This is a genomic window from Moraxella caprae DSM 19149 (assembly GCF_000426885.1).
Classification (GTDB): domain Bacteria; phylum Pseudomonadota; class Gammaproteobacteria; order Pseudomonadales; family Moraxellaceae; genus Moraxella; species Moraxella caprae.
In genome coordinates this window covers 57983-73976 of record NZ_AUGF01000005.1, presented here as the reverse complement: position 1 = coordinate 73976, position 15994 = coordinate 57983, and the positions used below count along the sequence as shown (strand labels likewise).

Sequence of the window (15994 nt, the reverse complement as noted above, 5' to 3'; positions counted from 1 at the left end):
TCTTAGCAGGAATTTTTTGGCAAAATGGGGAAAATTTTGGATAAGGAATTGATTTTTGTGAGATTTTAGCCAAAATAATGGTGGGATTGGTAAAGCCTGAAAAACCAATCTATTTTTCATGCAAAAGTGGTTGATTTATTTGTAAAATATTTTTAAATGGCAAATGGTGTTATAAAGGTCGGGAGAATATCATGGGCAAACAACTGTTTAAAAAATACCCACAATCAAAACCCAAAAATTGTGTTACAATAGCGATACATATAAATCATTCATTTTAAATCAATTTTTGTTCACACAGGGGGATTCTCATGATTTATGCAGTATCGGTGGTGTGGTATGCACTGATTTTTATTCTTGGCATGGCGTTCATCAAAAAAATGCCAGACCGTGCCGAGCGATGGGTGGGTATTTTGGTGTTTATCGGTTTTTGTACACAGATTTTGATTAATTATGTTGGGCTTGGGCATTTGGGGGTGTTTGAGTTGTTGGCTCATCTTGACCATGACCGCAGTGCCTTTAATTTGATGGTGCTGTGTCTTATCAGTATTTTTTGCTACTCAGCATTGTTTGTGATGCTAATCAAGGCTTATGATTATTATCAAGAGTGATGATTTGTCTTGACGTGAGATTGATAATTATTTTGGATTAAAAGCCTTAATTTTTGTAAGCTCTTATCACGAGCGTAAAATGGATTGGCAGGGGAATTTTCCATGATTTATTTAGTGTCGTTTATTGTCTATCTTATCGTATTTGCCATTGGTGTTTATTTTATTGTCATTCATTCCACAAAGGCAACCGCCATCACGCACGGGGTTTGTGCGGTGGGATTTGTCATACAGTTACTTATAAACTACCTGTTTTGGGGCAATGTGTCGGCATTTGGTTTTTTGTCAAACATCATCAATAACGAGCGAACTTTGACCAATCTGCTGATATTGTTCGTGACCAGCGTGGTGTGTTATGGACTGCTTTTTGTGGTGTTTGCTAAGTTAAACGACTATTATCATGAATGATGGGCTAGGGGCGTGATAGAAAAGCCGTCATTTGGCGGTTTTTTCATGTGTTTAAAAAAGCCAAGAATTTTGCTATAATGTTTTGTCCCATATCATAAGAGAATAACATGTCGATTAAGTCAGACCGCTGGATTCGCCAAATGGCGACCGAACATGAGATGATTGCCCCGTTTGAGCCTAACCAAGTCCGCCATAATAGCGATGGCGAGAAAATCGTAAGCTACGGCACGTCAAGCTATGGCTATGATGTCCGCTGTGCTAATGAATTTAAGGTGTTTACCAACGTACATTCTGCCATCGTTGACCCTAAGAACTTTGATGAGAAAAGTTTTATTGATATTGTTGGCGATGAGTGTATCATTCCGCCCAACTCATTTGCCCTAGCTCGCACGGTGGAGTATTTTAAAATCCCCCGTGATGTGCTGACCGTTTGTCTGGGCAAATCCACCTATGCTCGCTGTGGCATTATCGTCAATGTCACGCCCTTAGAACCTGAGTGGGAAGGGCATGTTACCTTAGAATTTAGTAACACCACCAATCTACCTGCCCGTATCTATGCTGGTGAGGGCGTGGCTCAAATGCTGTTTTTCCAGTCTGATGAAGTCTGCGAAACTTCCTATAAAGATAGGGGTGGTAAATATCAAGGGCAAACGGGCGTCACCTTGCCAAAAACTTAACTTGTCATTTAGCATTTATTATTTAAAGAAGAGAATATTATGTCTGATTTACGTATTGAAAAACGTCATAACTTTGACCTTGCCACCGCTCGCACCAAAGCCAAAGCATGGCTAGAAGAGGCAAAACAAGAGTTTGATTTTGAGGCGACCTACCAAGAGGGAGCGGACAGCGACACCGTAAACATCACTAAGGCAGGCGTGGACGGACGTGCGTTCTTGGACAGTGATAAGGTCATCTTTGAGGCGGATTTGAACTTTTTGGCAAAGCCGTTTAAGGGTGTGATTAGTAGTGGTATCCAAGAGGGTTTGGATAAGTATTTTGCTTAATCCATGTCTGCCATGACCATGTCTTATTCACTTATCATTAGCACGCTAAGTCTTAGCGTGCTTTGTGCGTTACCTGCATTTGCCAATACACAGCCTGCTACTCCTGCCAACTTACAGACATCAGCCAGCCTGCCATCTGCCATCAGTGATAAGCTTAGCAAAAGCGGATTATCAAGCGATGACATCAGTATTTGGGTAATGGCAAACGATGGGTCGGCACCGCTCATCAGTCATCTGGCGGATAAACCACGCACCCCAGCATCCACCCAAAAGCTCATTACCACCGCCATCGCTTTGGATATGATGGGGGCGGATTATCGTTGGCAGACACGGCTATACACCGATGGCGTGGTGGTTGGCGATACTTTATATGGGAATCTTATCATCAAAGGCAGTGGCGACCCATCGCTGACTCATGACCGTCTTAGTGCCATGTTTTCACAGCTGACGGCTCGAGGCGTGCGTCACATTAAGGGCGACATCATTGTGGATAATACTGGCTTTGTCAATGTTGCCCAAGATGTTAATGCTTTTGACGGGCAGGGATTGCGAGCCTACAATGCCCAGCCCAATGCCTTTTTGATAAATTTTGGTACGCTTGAAGTGAGTATGATACCATCGGGAAATTGGCAATTTGGGCAGTCGCCAGAGATAGTGCAGTTTAGTCCGACAGATGGTGCGGTTGCGGTACAAGTACTGCCAAAATTGGCAGATTTTCACGCACCAACCATGATACAAGGCGATATCCAGTCATGTCGCACCAAGCCAAAATTTGGCTTATCTGCCGATACTTTGACCATTACAGGGCAAGTGGGTGTGGGCTGTGGGAAGGCGAGTGAGTGGCTGACCTTTGCTGACAGCGAAGCGTTTATTACCAAAGCGGTCAAAGGTGCATGGCAAGCCCTTGATAAGGACTTTGTTGGGCAGGTTAGGTTGCGACAGCCTTATGATGGGGTAGGGCGAACGTTATCGCCTTTGCTGTCCTTTGCCTCCAAACCTTTATCTGAGCAGATTTATCAGATTAACCAATACTCCAATAACGTCATGACCGAGCAAGTGGCGTTATCTTTGCCCCTGATGATGGGTCAAAAAACCAGTGATTACCCCAAAAGTTTTGCCCTGATAAATACATGGTGGCAACAACATCTTACCACGCCTGCCCCCATCATGAGCCGAGCGTCAGGACTGTGCCGAGATTGTGTGGTTGCCCCTAGGGCGTTGGGCGAGCTTCTGGCATTTAGTCAGACCAAGCCGACATTTGAGACATTTAAAGCGTCTTTGCCGATTGTGGGGCGGACAGGCACGATGACAACCTTTGCCAAACGCCGTCCCCATAGCCCTGCGATAGAACGTGCTTTTATTAAGACTGGCAGACTAAACAACGTGGCAAGCATTGCAGGTTATGTCATGGGGCAATCAGGCAAGATGTATGTGGTGGTCGCTATCATTAATGCCGATGGAGTAGGTAATAGCACCCACGCCCATGATGTGCTAGATGAAGTGATAGAGTGGACGGCAGGACAGCCTTGAAGTGCCATGTCTAAGCGTTACAATAGACTAAAAACCCCTGCCGCTTTTGCCACATCATAATCAGGTTGGCTAATTTTATTTTGTTGGTATAGCCAGTCTGCCACTTCATGCCAAGCGTATAGCAAAGATCCTGACAATACTCCTGCCACAGGTTTAGGAAAGTTACCCATGCCACGGGTACCATTGGCATAATGACTTAATGTCATGCGTGACACACCAAGGCGTTTTGCCATTTCACTTAGGCTTGACACCCCTTTTTCTTGTAAAATCAAGTCGTAAAACCCTGCTTTATGTAAATCATCAAAGGCACTGGCGATGGCTGCTTTGGCACTGTCGCTGGCTCGGTCAAACTCCAAATAAACAAGTTCATCCAAACGGCAGACTAGGGCATCATCACAACCTGCTTCAAATAGTCTGTCTTCTAATGTGCTATCTTGGCTGTTTGCGTCCCTAATGATGATATTAAAGTGGTAGGTGTTCATTGTTTTCTCCTTGGCATTCATTGACTTTGCGGATGATTTGTTTGGCATGATTTTGTGGGTTTTTGGGTGTACTCCAAATGCTCATTTGGTGTTCGCCATGCCCGAAGTTGCATCGCAATCGGTAATAAGCATGAGATGATTTGCCACTGGCGATGACATGCCAACCGTGTTCTAATGCATATGCAATGGCATCGCTGATTTCTTTATTGGGATGGTGTTTCATGATATTTGTCTTAATTGTATTATAAATAAAGTGTTGTCAAATGTAAACACTTGGGTAAAAATAAAAAAATAAAGCAGTCCCAAAAACTGCTTTATTTTTATACATTTAACAAACCGTTAACAGCGACGATTGATACTATCGGCAAAGACATAAGAGAACTCTTTGTTTTTGCCTTCAAAACGCCAGTGCCACGACTCTTCAGAAACGCCACTGTATCTAGAATAGTCGGGGGTGAAAGTTTGGTAAAAACCGTACTCATGAGCATGCTGTTGTAACCAGCGATATCCTGCTGTTTTGGCAAAGCTGTGGTCAATCGGTGAGAAATCCACCGCAAGCCCTGTATGATGTTCGGAGTAACCAGGGTGTGAGGATGTATGATAGATTTGCTTGGCACTTTGTCCTTGTTTTTTCTTATTGGCAACGATTTGGGCTTGACGGCTTGACGTGCGTAAGATAGAGCCAGGGGTTAGCGTAACCCCGTCAGCACGAGCCGCCTTAATCATCTCTTGTAAGGCAGGTTTGGCGGCACGATGAATCTTAAATTTCGGGTCACTGCCATAGCCACTAGGCACAAGGTCGCTAGGGTCGGCATCGGCATATCTAAAATGCTTGATACCCACTTTTAGGGCTTCGGGGGCGCATATCGAGCCTATGGCATTGGTATCATATTGGGGTGTTGGCGTGTTAAAATTGCCTTGCTCTACTTGATAGGCAGGACCTTGGTTCATCGCTTGTGGTGACTGGTGCTGATGATGGGTCGGTTGGTTTTGGTTATACCCTGTATAAGACCGCCCACTTTGGTCGGCAATGGCGGTGGGGTTGGTGGGCTGGCTGATGACGTGGACGGTGTTTTTGCTTGGGCTTGCGATATACCCCGAGCCTGATTGGTTGTTTGTAAACATCGCAATCGCACCAACCGTGCCAATCCCCAAAAGCCCTGCACCAATCAATAAATCTCTTGTGCGTTTTTTCATAAAATTACCTAAATCAGTCATTATTAGATTACCATTACTAAGTGGATTGTTGTGGATTTTTAAAAATACCTAGGTGAAGAAATTTATTAACTAAATTACAAAACGAGCAATGCAAAAAATGCATCGCTCGTCTTTTAAACATCATGGATTAACTGCAAATATAATCTGAGCGAGCCCAGCCGACACTGCGACCGAATTTAACTTTGTACCACACCCAACCATTAGAGTTGCGTTCGCCAATGATGCTAACATCACTGCCGTTAGGCATGCGGGCTAGAACTTTATAATTCTGACCAGGGCCTGAGCGGAGCAGTACATTACCATTGGTTTGGTGAGTGCAAGCATATCCGTATGAGCCACCGCCGTTATAGGCAGGACCTACTTTGGCAGAAACGTTGGTATAAAAACCGATGGCACTGGTCGCAATCAAAGCGATAAATAATGATTTTAACTTCATCATCAATACTCCATAAGCAGATAAATATTGGGCGATACAGGTATTGTAAAATACATTTGTATTCTATGAAATATTACCATGATTTCTTGTTTAAAACAACAAGATTATTGTAACAAATAAGCAACAATTAATCGCCAAAAAAACAACCGTTTATTCAACTGCTTATGATGGCTGATTAAAGCTGATTAAAGTTATTGGTCAGCTTTTTTGCAGACATTTTCCAAGGCTTTTTCTATTAACTGCTCGCTGACGCCTTGTTCTTTGAGTTCGTTAATAAAGGCGACATCATCACTAAGAGAGTATTCGGAATTATCACGGTCAAGCCCTTGACGGATATAAAAGCGAATGAGTGGTTGAATGCACTCAAAGCCATGCTCGCCCTTGACTTTTTCCAAATGTTCCACAATCTCGCCCGTCAAACGCAGATGAATGGGGCGTAAGGTGTGGTTGTGATTAAGATACATAAAACACCGTCTTTTTAAAATGATTAAAATGGGGGCTTATGTTACCAGTATTTGGGTGAAATTTCAATGAATATTCCTGATTGGCATTCATTTAACATTATTTAAAATCATTTAAAAATTAGTGATTGTCTGCATTTGATTCGTGCGATGGTTTTGGTAACATGGCAAAAGTTTTGATAAAAATGATAAAAACAAGCCAACATTGATAAAATTACGGCATGATTATCAATGTTTGACACGCCCTAGCCACATAAATGCAACATTACCCCCAAATTTTTGCAAAACTAGGCTAGATTGCAACATAAAAACATGGCACAATGACCCCACTTTCTAAGAGTGCCTTAAATTGTATTGATGACTTTTTAAGAGCTTTTAATGACTGATTAATGATTTTTTAGGATAATCAATTTTAATTAGTTTTTGAATCAGTTTTTAAAAAGTCATAAAAAGTGGCACAAGGCATTAAAACCAACCATTTTATGATTTGGAGTTATTATGAATACAAAAATCGCCCTAAGCACATTGGCATTGACTCTACTTCCCATGACGGCGTTGACTGCTCATGCCAATGACACGGCAGTGACCAATTTAAATAACCTGCTTAAAAACACCAAATCAATGACTGCCGATTTCTCACAAACGACCAAAGCGAGTGGTAAAAGCCAAAGTTTTAGCGGTAGCATGGCACTAGAGCGTGGCAACAAATTCCGCTGGGACACCAAATCACCATCAGAACAGCTCATCGTGGCAAATGGCAGTACCATGTGGGTGTATGATAAGGACTTGCAACAAGTTACCAAGCAGTCGGTAAATAACCAAGTCGGGGATGCACCTGCCTTGTTATTGTCAGGCGACCCCAATCAAATCACACGCAATTTTACCGTCAGTCAGCCAAGCAAAGGCAAAAACTACTATGTCCTAAAACCCAAATCAAGCTCGGCTAATTTTAGAGATTTGTCCATCAGTTTTAATGGCGGTAAGCCTGTGATGATGGTGCTAAATGACAGTATCGGACAGACCACGTCGATTCGTTTTAGTAACATTAATATTAATAAAAGCATTCCTGCCAGTCAGTTTAGCTTTACCCCGCCTAAGGGTGTGGACGTGATTAACCAGTAAGGTTAAAATACCAAACCGCCATCGTAATGCAATGGCGGTTTTTGTAAAAATATCAGATAAAGTAAAATCCCCAAAAATCAGCGTTTTTGGGGATTTGGTTGTATGATATTTAATCAGCTCACGTCCATGCACCAGTATTTTGTGGTGAGATATTCATCCAAGCCATATTTTGAGCCTTCACGCCCAAACCCTGACTGCTTAACCCCGCCAAACGGAGCGACTTCGGTAGAGAGTAGCCCTGTATTTTGGGCGACCATGCCGTATTCTAAGGCTTCACTTACTCGCCATGCTCGTGCGTGGCTTCGGGTGTAAAAATAGGACGCCAAACCATAGGGGGTGTTATTGGCGTGGCGAATGACTTCTTGTTCATCATCAAACACAAAAATCGGAGCAATCGGAGCAAAAATCTCTTCGTGGGCGATGTCCATTTCGTCTGTGATGTCCGTGATGACCGTTGGTAAAAAACAGCGTGCGTGTGTGGGGTGAGATTTACCCCCTGTGATGAGTGTTGCTCCTTTATCTAGGGCATCTTGGAGTAGTTTTTGGGTTTTTTGCACGGCGGTGTCATTGATAAGACAGCCGATGTCCGTGTCATCTGACAGTCCGTCGCCAACATGTAAGTTACTAACTTCTTTGGTAAATTTGGCGATGAACTCATCTTTTATCGTTTGATGAACATAAATGCGGTTGGCACACACGCACGTCTGCCCTGCGTTGCGATATTTGGACGCTATCGCCCCCTTGACCGCCTTATCAATGTCGGCATCGTCAAACACGATAAAAGGAGCGTTACCGCCAAGCTCCAAGGAGAGCTTTTTGACCGTGCTGGCACATTGCTCCATGAGCAGTTTGCCGACCCGAGTAGAGCCTGTAAAGGAGAGTTTTTTGATGCGCTCATCGGATGTAAGTACACCCCCGATAACGTCTGCTTGCCCTGTTACGATTTGCAAAACACCCTTAGGAATGCCTGCTTGAATGGCAAGCTCGCCCAAGGCAAGGGCGGAAAAGGGCGTTTGGCTATCTGGCTTGACAATCATCACGCACCCTGAAGCTAGGGCGGGGGCGACTTTACGGGTAATCATTGCTGACGGAAAGTTCCACGGCGTAATACTGGCACACACGCCCACAGGCTGTTTTAGTACCACATAGCGTAGGTTGGCGTTCGGGCTGGGTATCACGTCCCCATATGCTCGTTTGGCTTCATCGGCAAAAAAGCGGATAAAACTGTTGGCATAGCCAATCTCCCCACGAGACTCTTTTAAGGGCTTGCCCTGCTCTGTGGTCATGATGATGGCTAGGTCTTCACGATGTTCATCAATCAAATCCGCCCAACGGTGCAAAATAACCGCTCGTTCATTGGCGGTTAGGCTCGCCCATGATTTTTGGGCATCATCGGCAAAACCGATGGCTTCTGCCACTTCATCGGCGGACAAATCAGGAATGGTGCCGATTTTTTCATCATTAAAGGGGTTAAACACGTCTATGGTGTTGGCGGATTTGGCGGATTGCCATGTGTTATTGATGAGTGCGTGTTCGTGGAATAGCGTAGGGTTGGATAATTTCATAAAAATTCCTATTGGTTGGTGGTTATGCTGTGTATGGTGGTTATGCAATCATATTTATAAATCTAATTTCTCAAACACTGCCCTATAAAACTGTGCCTTTTTATCAAGGGCCAATGGATACGCCCGTGATGATGACGGCAGACGGTGTAGAGTAACAATTTTATTATCAAATGTTAAATTTACCGATTGCCCAACTTTGGGTATTTTAATATCAAAATCGGACAATAAAATCTCACTCGCCTTTTCGCCTGTGGTGATGATATGATTGCACTCGGGTAAGGTAGCTAACAAGCCTTTGATGTCTGATTTTTGGATAATGGTTAAAAATTTATCGGATGCATTGTTATTTTCACGAATGACGATTTTGGCGGTGTCATAAATGGCAATGCCTTGTTTGTTTAAAAAGTCTTTTAAAAGCGTCTCTTTAAATCGTTTACCGTCAATAAAATAATCTTTATCATCAAAAAACACCAAGCCCATAATCCGCCACATGTCATTATTTAAATTGGGATAATAAAAATTCATCGCCCAGCGATTAGGCGGTGGCGGAAAACTGCCAAGCATCAGCACTTTGGCACAGGAAGGGGTAAATGGGGCTAGAGGGTGGGCTTCTTGCATAATATTCTATAATAAAACAAACCCTTCCGCCTGACTTGCTTTTTTATCAAAAGTATAAACAGGTAAATTATCCAAACTGCGACTTTTGCACGCTATCAACAAATCAGATAAATCAAAAGTATTATTTTGGGCGTATAGTAGGGTTTGTTGTAAATGATTGGCTTGTTCAAAAGTTAAAAAAGAAAAATTTAATAAAGTTAATGGCGAATGGATAATTTCATTTCTAGGAATTTTATAACTAAATGCCAATACCCAATTTACTTCCAAAACTACCAATAAAGAGATAAAACCTTGTTCATTATCGGTATGTAATTTTTGAAATAATGCCACCACTTTTTGATATTGCATGGTATCATCTGGTCAAATAACGCACCAAAATATTGGTATCAAGGCTAATCATAACTCCGCCTTATTCATTTGTGAAAAATGGTGGTTTATACCGTCATTCATCTCATCAATGGTTAGCGGTTGTTTGACATAAGGGGCAAGCAGTCCGCCTGTATTTTCAATCATGGCAAGAACGTCATCTTCTTTGGTGGTTTTTTGATTGTTTTTTAAAACTTACCAAGCGATGAGAATGGGTTAAGTCATCAATCAACCACTTAGGAAACACCACGCTACCGTCTACATTGAGTGGCAACATGATAGACAAACTGCTGTCGGTGGGGCTATTGATGATGATTTGGGTCATGGCATGCTCCTTAGGTTGTCCGTTAAGTGTACCACAAAAAGGCGTGTTTTACAGTTTGTTAAACTCATCTTTTAATGCCAGCACGGTATCACGTACTCTCATCGCTTCTTCAAATTTTAGCTCGCCTGAGAGTTTTTTCATTTGTTTTTCTAGGCGGTTAATCTCTTTTATCATCAGCTCAGGACGGCGTAAGATTTCCACGTCAATATCATTTAGGGCAAATGGTACGTCAATTTTTGGGGCGTCCACGCTCTCAATCTCGCCCGTGTCAATCTTATCGGTGATGGCACGGCTTGCCGATTTTGGTGTAATGCCATGCTCGGCATTAAAGGCGATTTGTTTGGCTCGTCTGCGTTCGGTCTCATCTATCGCCTTTTGCATGGACGGGGTAATGCTGTCAGCGTATAGGATAGCCTTGCCATTGACATGGCGTGCCGCTCGCCCAATGGTCTGAATGAGCGACCGCTCCGAACGTAAAAAGCCCTCTTTGTCCGCATCAAAAATCGCCACAAGCGACACCTCGGGCATATCCAAGCCTTCACGAAGTAGGTTAATGCCTACCAGTACATCATGCACCCCTGTTCTGAGTTCGTGAATGATTTTCATGCGTTCTACCGTGTCAATGTCGCTGTGCAGATATGCCACACGCACGCCATATTCTTTTAAATAACTGGTCAAATCCTCCGCCATGCGTTTGGTGAGCGTGGTAATCAACACTCGCTCGTTTAAGGGCTTACGCAGGTTTATCTCGCCCAGCACGTCATCGACTTGGGTGAGTACGGGGCGGATTTCTAGTATGGGGTCAATAAGTCCTGTGGGACGAACGACTTGCTCGACCACTTGCTCGCTATGTTCCAACTCATAGAGGGCGGGGGTTGCTGATACAAAGATGCGAGTTGGCACAACCGCCTCCCACTCCTCAAACATCATGGGGCGATTATCCATGGCGGACGGTAAGCGAAAGCCATAATTAACCAAGTTTTCTTTGCGACTTCTATCGCCCTTATACATCGCTCCAATTTGGGGGATGGTAACGTGGCTTTCATCCAAAAATACCAACGCATCAGACGGCAGGTAGTCAAACAGCGTGGGTGGTGCCTCGCCTGCCTGTCGCCCTGACAGATGACGAGAGTAGTTCTCAATGCCGTTACAGTAGCCTAACTGCTGTATCATCTCTAAGTCATATTGGGTGCGTTCTTTGATACGTTGGGCTTCTAGTAGCTTATCATGTGAGCGAAAATACTCTAATCGCTCGGCAAGCTCTTCTTTAATCGTCCCCATTGCCACTTCTAATTTTTCTCGGGGGGTAACATAGTGCGACTTAGGATAGATGGTAATGCGTGGCACGGATTTGATATTTTTGCCCGTCAAAGGGTCAAACCATGTGATTTTTTCAACTTCATCATCAAACATGCTAATCCGCACCGCCAACTGTTCACTCTCAGCAGGGTAGATGTCCAAGGTCTCACCATGCAAGCGATAGGTACCACGCCCAAAGTCCAGCTCGTTGCGTTCGTACTGTAACTCAACCAAGCGTTTGATGAGAGCGGTTCTGTCCACGACATCGCCCACGACCACGTGCAGGAGCATTTTTAGGTAGCTCTCAGGGTCGCCCAAGCCATAGATGGCGGACACGCTCGCCACAATGATGGTATCACGGCGTTCGAGCAAGGCACGAGTGGCGGACAGTCGCATTTGGTCGATGTGGTCGTTGATGGCGGAGTCCTTTTCGATAAAAGTATCGCTTGCCACGACATACGCCTCAGGCTGATAATAGTCATAATAGCTAACAAAGTACTCTACCGCATTATGGGGGAAAAATTCCTTAAATTCGCCATAAAGCTGTGCTGCCAGTGTCTTGTTGTGAGCCATGATGATGGCAGGTCGCCCCAGACTCTCAATGACCTTTGCCATGGTATAAGTCTTGCCTGAGCCTGTCACACCAAGCAAAAGTTGGTCTTTTTTGCCTGCCTTGACCCCGTCCACTAGGGACTGTATGGCGGTCGGTTGGTCGCCACTGGGGGCAAAGGGCGTAACCATTTTAAAGACTTTATCGTCATCGCCTAGCTGTTTGGTGAGCTGACTTTCGGTGATTTTGGTACGAGTGGTTTTGGGCTTTGGCATGGTGTTGTTTTTATAAAAGAAATCCTTATCATAATGGGGGTCATGATAAGGATTTGCAAGTGATGGCAGGCACGCCCTATTTATTCAAAATCTTTTTAACATCATCCTGCATTTTTTTAAGATGTTTGTTTTCGTAGGTTTCTAAGGTTTTTTTGTTGCTCTCGCCTGCACTTTTCATATAGGACTCAAAGACGGCATCTTGTTTTTTTAAGGCACTTTGCCCGTCTTTGCTGCCATAAAAAGCAATCATGGCGTCCACTTCGGCTTGGCTAAACGATTTGGCGGCGTTAAGGTAGGATTTTTTAAGTCCGTCTTTGGTCGCTTTGGTGTCTAGGCTTTTAATAAGCCCTTCGGCATAGTCGTCAAAGGCTTTTAGGGCTTTTTTGCGTTGGTCATCGGTGAGTGTGTTGTCCTGTGCCATGCCCTGAGCGATTGCCATGCGTTCCATTTCAAGGGGGGCAACGACCGCTTGGTAAAATGTGGATTCGTAAGGCATGATTTTGGCAAGTTCTTCTAGTGACTGATTGCTCGGTGTGGCAAAGGCACTGGCACAAAATAGGGTGCTAAGCAGTAGTAGGGATTTGATTTTCATAACAGCTCCAAAGGTTAAAAGTGCTATAATCTAACAGATTTTTATCAAGATGAAAAGTTTTAAATTGTTATCATTTGCAACGATGACTTAACCGCATGATGAATGATTTAAATAAAAGTCGGTACATCACGCACCGACTTTTGTATTACCAGACCAAGCCACGCACCGAGTTTTGGGTGATAAAGCCATCAGGCACACGTCCGTTATCCGCTTGCCAACGAGCAAAGGCACGAGAGGTGTTCGCTCCTGCCACGCCGTCTGCTTTGCCGGCAGAGTAACCTTTGGCGTTTAGGGTTTCTTGTAAGCGAATGACTTCTGAGCGAGACAGGGGCTGTTCGTGGCGTGGCCAGTTGCCACTAATGCCAGCACCGCCAGCGATACGTTTTGCAAGGGTTGCCACGGCTAGGGCGTAGCTAGATGAGTTGTTATAGACTTTGATAACATCAAAGTTGGGCGTGAGTAGCAGGGCAGGACCATTCACGCCCGCAGGTAGCCATAGCTCGGCTTGGGCATGACCGCCAAAGTACTCGCCATTGGCAGAGACCATGCCTAAGGATTTCCATGATTCTAGGGATTGTTTTTGTCCTAAGAGTTGGTAGTTAAAGCCAGTCGGCAGGCGAACTTCATAAAAAGCGTCCACGCCTGACACCCAACCGCTCGCCCCTAGATAATGGGCGGTGGAGGTGAGGGCGTCCGAGATTGTCCATGGGCTTTTTTGTCCATCGCCATTACCGTCCACGCCATATTTTATCCAAGTAGAGGGGATGAATTGGGTATGACCCATGCCCCCCGCCCATGACCCACGCAGTTGTGAGCGACTGACATCGCCACGCTCTATCATCTGTAACATGGCAAGCAGTTCGTCTTCGGCAAACTCACGACGGCGACCATCAAAGGCAAGGCTGGATAGAGCATCAACTAAGTCGGTTGAACCAGTGCCTGTCCCATATGAGGACTCAATACCCCAAATGGCGACCATTACTTCTTTGGGGACACCATACTGGCTTTCGGCTCGTGAGAGTAGGGAGGGGTATTCACGCAGTTTGGCTCTGCCGTCAGAGACACGCCCTGAGGTAACGGCTGACTCAACGTATGACCACGGCATTTTGGCAAATTCGGCTTGGCGACCGTCTAGGCTGATGACCTGTGAGTTAAGACTGGCACTGCCTAGCAGTCCATGCACCGCATGAGAGGCATGACCGCTGGCGATGGTGCGAGTGATAAAGTCGCTTTTCCAGTCGCCAAAACTGCCATAGTAGCGATTTTCTACCGATGGGGCAGGCGTGGAGGTGGTTACTGGGGCTGTGGGTGTTTGGGGTTTGACAATGACCACCCGAGATGGGGTAGGTGTGGTCGTTGGTGTCTCAACCACGATGGGTCGCTGTGGTGTTTGAGGAGCTGAAGCACAGGATAGCAGAGTGATAATGGCAGCAGCCACAGCGGACAGGCGAAAAGCAGGGTGGTCTAGCAGGGTTTTTACAGGATGAGTCATGAGTATTTATTGGTAAAAATTTGTTGTCATTGTACACAGTTATGAGAGTTTTGGCAATGATATTTACATACTTGGCAAAGCAAGGATGAATAAAGCAAAAGACGGAATAAAACATCTATATCCGTCTTTTATTTACCCTGCTAAATCTTGTTAAATGAGTTTATTGGTGTCATCAACACTGGCTAAATCCCACGCCCACATGACCGACCACTGCCACAGGAATGCGGTTATCGGCATGAATGGCAAGCCCGCCACGAGCGGTTTCTTTGTATTTGTCCATCATGTCAAGTCCGGTCTCTTTCATGGTCAAAATGGCTTTGTCTAGTGAGACGTGGTGCGAGCCATCGCCACGCAGGGCAAGGCGAGCGGCGTTAATCGCCTTGACGGATGCCATCGCATTGCGTTCAATACAAGGTACTTGCACCAGTCCTGCAATGGGGTCACAGGTCAGCCCTAAGTTATGTTCCAACCCAATCTCGGCAGCGTTTAGACATTGGGCGACTGTACCGCCCATGACGTGAGCCAGTCCTGCTGCTGCCATCGCACAGGCAGAGCCAACTTCGCCTTGACAGCCAACTTCCGCCCCTGAGATGGACGCATTTTGTTTGATTAATGCCCCAATCGCCCCCGCCACGAGCAAAAACTCACGCACGCCTTGATAGCTAAATGATGGAATAAAGCCTTGATAATAGTGTAATACCGCAGGGATAATACCCGCCGCTCCGTTAGTGGGAGCGGTAACGACCCGCCCGCCCGAGGCGTTTTGTTCATTGACCGCCAGAGCATACAGGTTCACCCAGTCCATTGCAAGCAGTCCGCCATCGGCTTTGCTGTATTCTTTACTAAGCTGGTCATATAAGGCTTTGGCACGACGTTTGACGTTAAGACCGCCGGGCAGGATACCGTCTTTTTGGTAGCCGGCATTGACACACGCCTGCATGGTCGCCCAGATGTCATTAAGATAATCTTTAACTTCTTCTTCGTCTCGGACAGCAGTTTCGTTATGAAGCATAAGCTCGCTGATACTAAACCCATGCGTGTGGCACAGCCGTTCGATGTCTGCTCCTAGCTCAAAGGGATAAGGGTAGGGCGATTTTTTGGGGGCATCTAGTTGCTCTTGTGCGGTTTGGGCTTTAAATTCGTCATTATCCACAACAAATCCGCCCCCGATAGAAAAGTAAGTCTCGCTGATACGAGTGCCATCGGCTAAGGTGGCGATGAGTGTCATGCCGTTGGGGTGTTGGGGCAGGGTAACATCGCTATACCACAAGATGTCGGTGGTTTCATCAAAATCAATAACATGGCGATCGCCCAAGTTCATCTTTTGGTGCGTGCGTATGTCTGATAAATACTCGTCCGTGCGTTCGGTGTCTATCGTGCGTGGGGCGTGTCCGAGTAGCCCAAGCAAGGTGGCGGTATCGGTGGCGTGTCCTTTGCCTGTGGCGGACAGCGAGCCATATAGCTCTATGGTAATGCCTGTAATTGGACTAAAATCGCCATGCAATTGCTCCCCTAACAGTGCCAAAAACCGCCCACTGGCAACCATCGGGCCGACCGTGTGCGAGCTTGAAGGGCCAACACCGATTTTAAACATGTCAAAAATACTAATCATAAAAATTCCTTTAAAGTTATTTTACCGTGTATAA

General features: G+C 45.3%; 19 protein-coding genes. 6 read left to right on the top strand and 13 right to left on the bottom strand.

Going from position 1 to position 15994, the window contains the following annotated elements; translation table 11 throughout:
• The first annotated feature begins 308 nt into the window (after positions 1 to 308).
• The 5 genes from K941_RS0101770 (at position 309) to dacB (ending at position 3547) form a co-directional block, all read left to right on the top strand.
• Positions 309 to 608, top strand: coding sequence for a hypothetical protein (locus K941_RS0101770; RefSeq protein WP_029102258.1), 300 nt, complete (start codon positions 309 to 311; stop codon positions 606 to 608).
• 102 nt (positions 609 to 710) lie between these two features.
• Complete coding sequence (locus K941_RS0101765; protein ID WP_029102257.1) at positions 711 to 1013, top strand: hypothetical protein; 303 nt, start codon at positions 711 to 713, stop codon at positions 1011 to 1013.
• A gap of 107 nt (positions 1014 to 1120) precedes the next feature.
• Positions 1121 to 1690 (top strand): dCTP deaminase, encoded by a 570-nt coding sequence (dcd, locus tag K941_RS0101760; RefSeq protein WP_029102256.1) that lies wholly within the window; start codon positions 1121 to 1123, stop codon positions 1688 to 1690.
• Between the two features lie 39 nt (positions 1691 to 1729).
• Positions 1730 to 2017 (top strand): polyhydroxyalkanoic acid system family protein, encoded by a 288-nt coding sequence (locus K941_RS0101755; RefSeq protein ID WP_029102255.1) that lies wholly within the window; start codon positions 1730 to 1732, stop codon positions 2015 to 2017.
• Positions 2018 to 2020: 3 nt separating this feature from the next.
• Entirely contained in the window at positions 2021 to 3547 is a 1527-nt protein-coding gene (dacB, locus tag K941_RS0101750; protein ID WP_029102254.1) for a D-alanyl-D-alanine carboxypeptidase/D-alanyl-D-alanine endopeptidase, read from the top strand.
• Between the two features lie 17 nt (positions 3548 to 3564).
• Here the strand turns inward: dacB and K941_RS0101745 are convergent, their stop codons facing one another.
• The 5 genes from K941_RS0101745 to K941_RS0101725 form a co-directional block, all read right to left on the bottom strand.
• The gene (locus K941_RS0101745; RefSeq protein ID WP_029102253.1) at positions 3565 to 4029 is read right to left on the bottom strand and encodes a helix-turn-helix transcriptional regulator; all 465 of its coding nucleotides are present in this window, start codon (positions 4027 to 4029) and stop codon (positions 3565 to 3567) included.
• Positions 4010 to 4252, bottom strand: a complete 243-nt coding sequence (locus K941_RS0101740; RefSeq protein WP_029102252.1) for a hypothetical protein — start codon at positions 4250 to 4252, stop codon at positions 4010 to 4012. Before K941_RS0101740 ends, K941_RS0101745 begins: the two co-directional genes overlap by 20 nt.
• Before the next feature lie 116 nt (positions 4253 to 4368).
• On the bottom strand, positions 4369 to 5226 hold the full coding sequence (locus K941_RS16295) for a M15 family metallopeptidase (RefSeq protein WP_051225793.1): 858 nt from the start codon (positions 5224 to 5226) through the stop codon (positions 4369 to 4371).
• Between the two features lie 148 nt (positions 5227 to 5374).
• On the bottom strand, positions 5375 to 5686 hold the full coding sequence (locus K941_RS0101730) for an SH3 domain-containing protein (RefSeq protein ID WP_051225792.1): 312 nt from the start codon (positions 5684 to 5686) through the stop codon (positions 5375 to 5377).
• Positions 5687 to 5874: 188 nt separating this feature from the next.
• On the bottom strand, positions 5875 to 6147 hold the full coding sequence (locus K941_RS0101725; protein ID WP_029102250.1) for a hypothetical protein: 273 nt from the start codon (positions 6145 to 6147) through the stop codon (positions 5875 to 5877).
• Between the two features lie 495 nt (positions 6148 to 6642).
• Between K941_RS0101725 and lolA the strand changes: the two genes are divergently transcribed.
• Positions 6643 to 7266, top strand: a complete 624-nt coding sequence (lolA, locus tag K941_RS0101720; RefSeq protein ID WP_036387217.1) for an outer membrane lipoprotein chaperone LolA — start codon at positions 6643 to 6645, stop codon at positions 7264 to 7266.
• 113 nt (positions 7267 to 7379) lie between these two features.
• On the opposite strand, the gene K941_RS0101715 is transcribed toward lolA, so the two are convergent.
• The 8 genes from K941_RS0101715 to K941_RS0101675 form a co-directional block, all read right to left on the bottom strand.
• On the bottom strand, positions 7380 to 8831 hold the full coding sequence (locus tag K941_RS0101715; RefSeq protein ID WP_036387215.1) for an NAD-dependent succinate-semialdehyde dehydrogenase: 1452 nt from the start codon (positions 8829 to 8831) through the stop codon (positions 7380 to 7382).
• Positions 8832 to 8885: 54 nt separating this feature from the next.
• Entirely contained in the window at positions 8886 to 9449 is a 564-nt protein-coding gene (locus K941_RS0101710; RefSeq protein ID WP_036387213.1) for a uracil-DNA glycosylase family protein, read from the bottom strand.
• 6 nt (positions 9450 to 9455) lie between these two features.
• On the bottom strand, positions 9456 to 9797 hold the full coding sequence (locus K941_RS14370) for a PIN domain-containing protein (RefSeq protein ID WP_051225791.1): 342 nt from the start codon (positions 9795 to 9797) through the stop codon (positions 9456 to 9458).
• A 175-nt stretch (positions 9798 to 9972) separates the two neighbouring features.
• Complete coding sequence (locus tag K941_RS17005; protein WP_156892288.1) at positions 9973 to 10140, bottom strand: hypothetical protein; 168 nt, start codon at positions 10138 to 10140, stop codon at positions 9973 to 9975.
• Positions 10141 to 10188: 48 nt separating this feature from the next.
• Positions 10189 to 12264, bottom strand: a complete 2076-nt coding sequence (gene uvrB, locus K941_RS0101690; RefSeq protein ID WP_029102246.1) for an excinuclease ABC subunit UvrB — start codon at positions 12262 to 12264, stop codon at positions 10189 to 10191.
• A 76-nt stretch (positions 12265 to 12340) separates the two neighbouring features.
• A complete protein-coding gene (locus tag K941_RS0101685; protein WP_029102245.1) occupies positions 12341 to 12856 on the bottom strand; it encodes a DUF2059 domain-containing protein in 516 nt (171 codons plus the stop codon).
• Between the two features lie 145 nt (positions 12857 to 13001).
• Entirely contained in the window at positions 13002 to 14348 is a 1347-nt protein-coding gene (locus K941_RS0101680) for a lytic murein transglycosylase (RefSeq protein ID WP_084137642.1), read from the bottom strand.
• 172 nt (positions 14349 to 14520) lie between these two features.
• Positions 14521 to 15960: an L-serine ammonia-lyase gene (locus K941_RS0101675; protein ID WP_029102243.1), complete on the bottom strand. Its 1440-nt coding sequence runs from the start codon at positions 15958 to 15960 to the stop codon at positions 14521 to 14523.
• Positions 15961 to 15994: the final 34 nt, after the last annotated feature.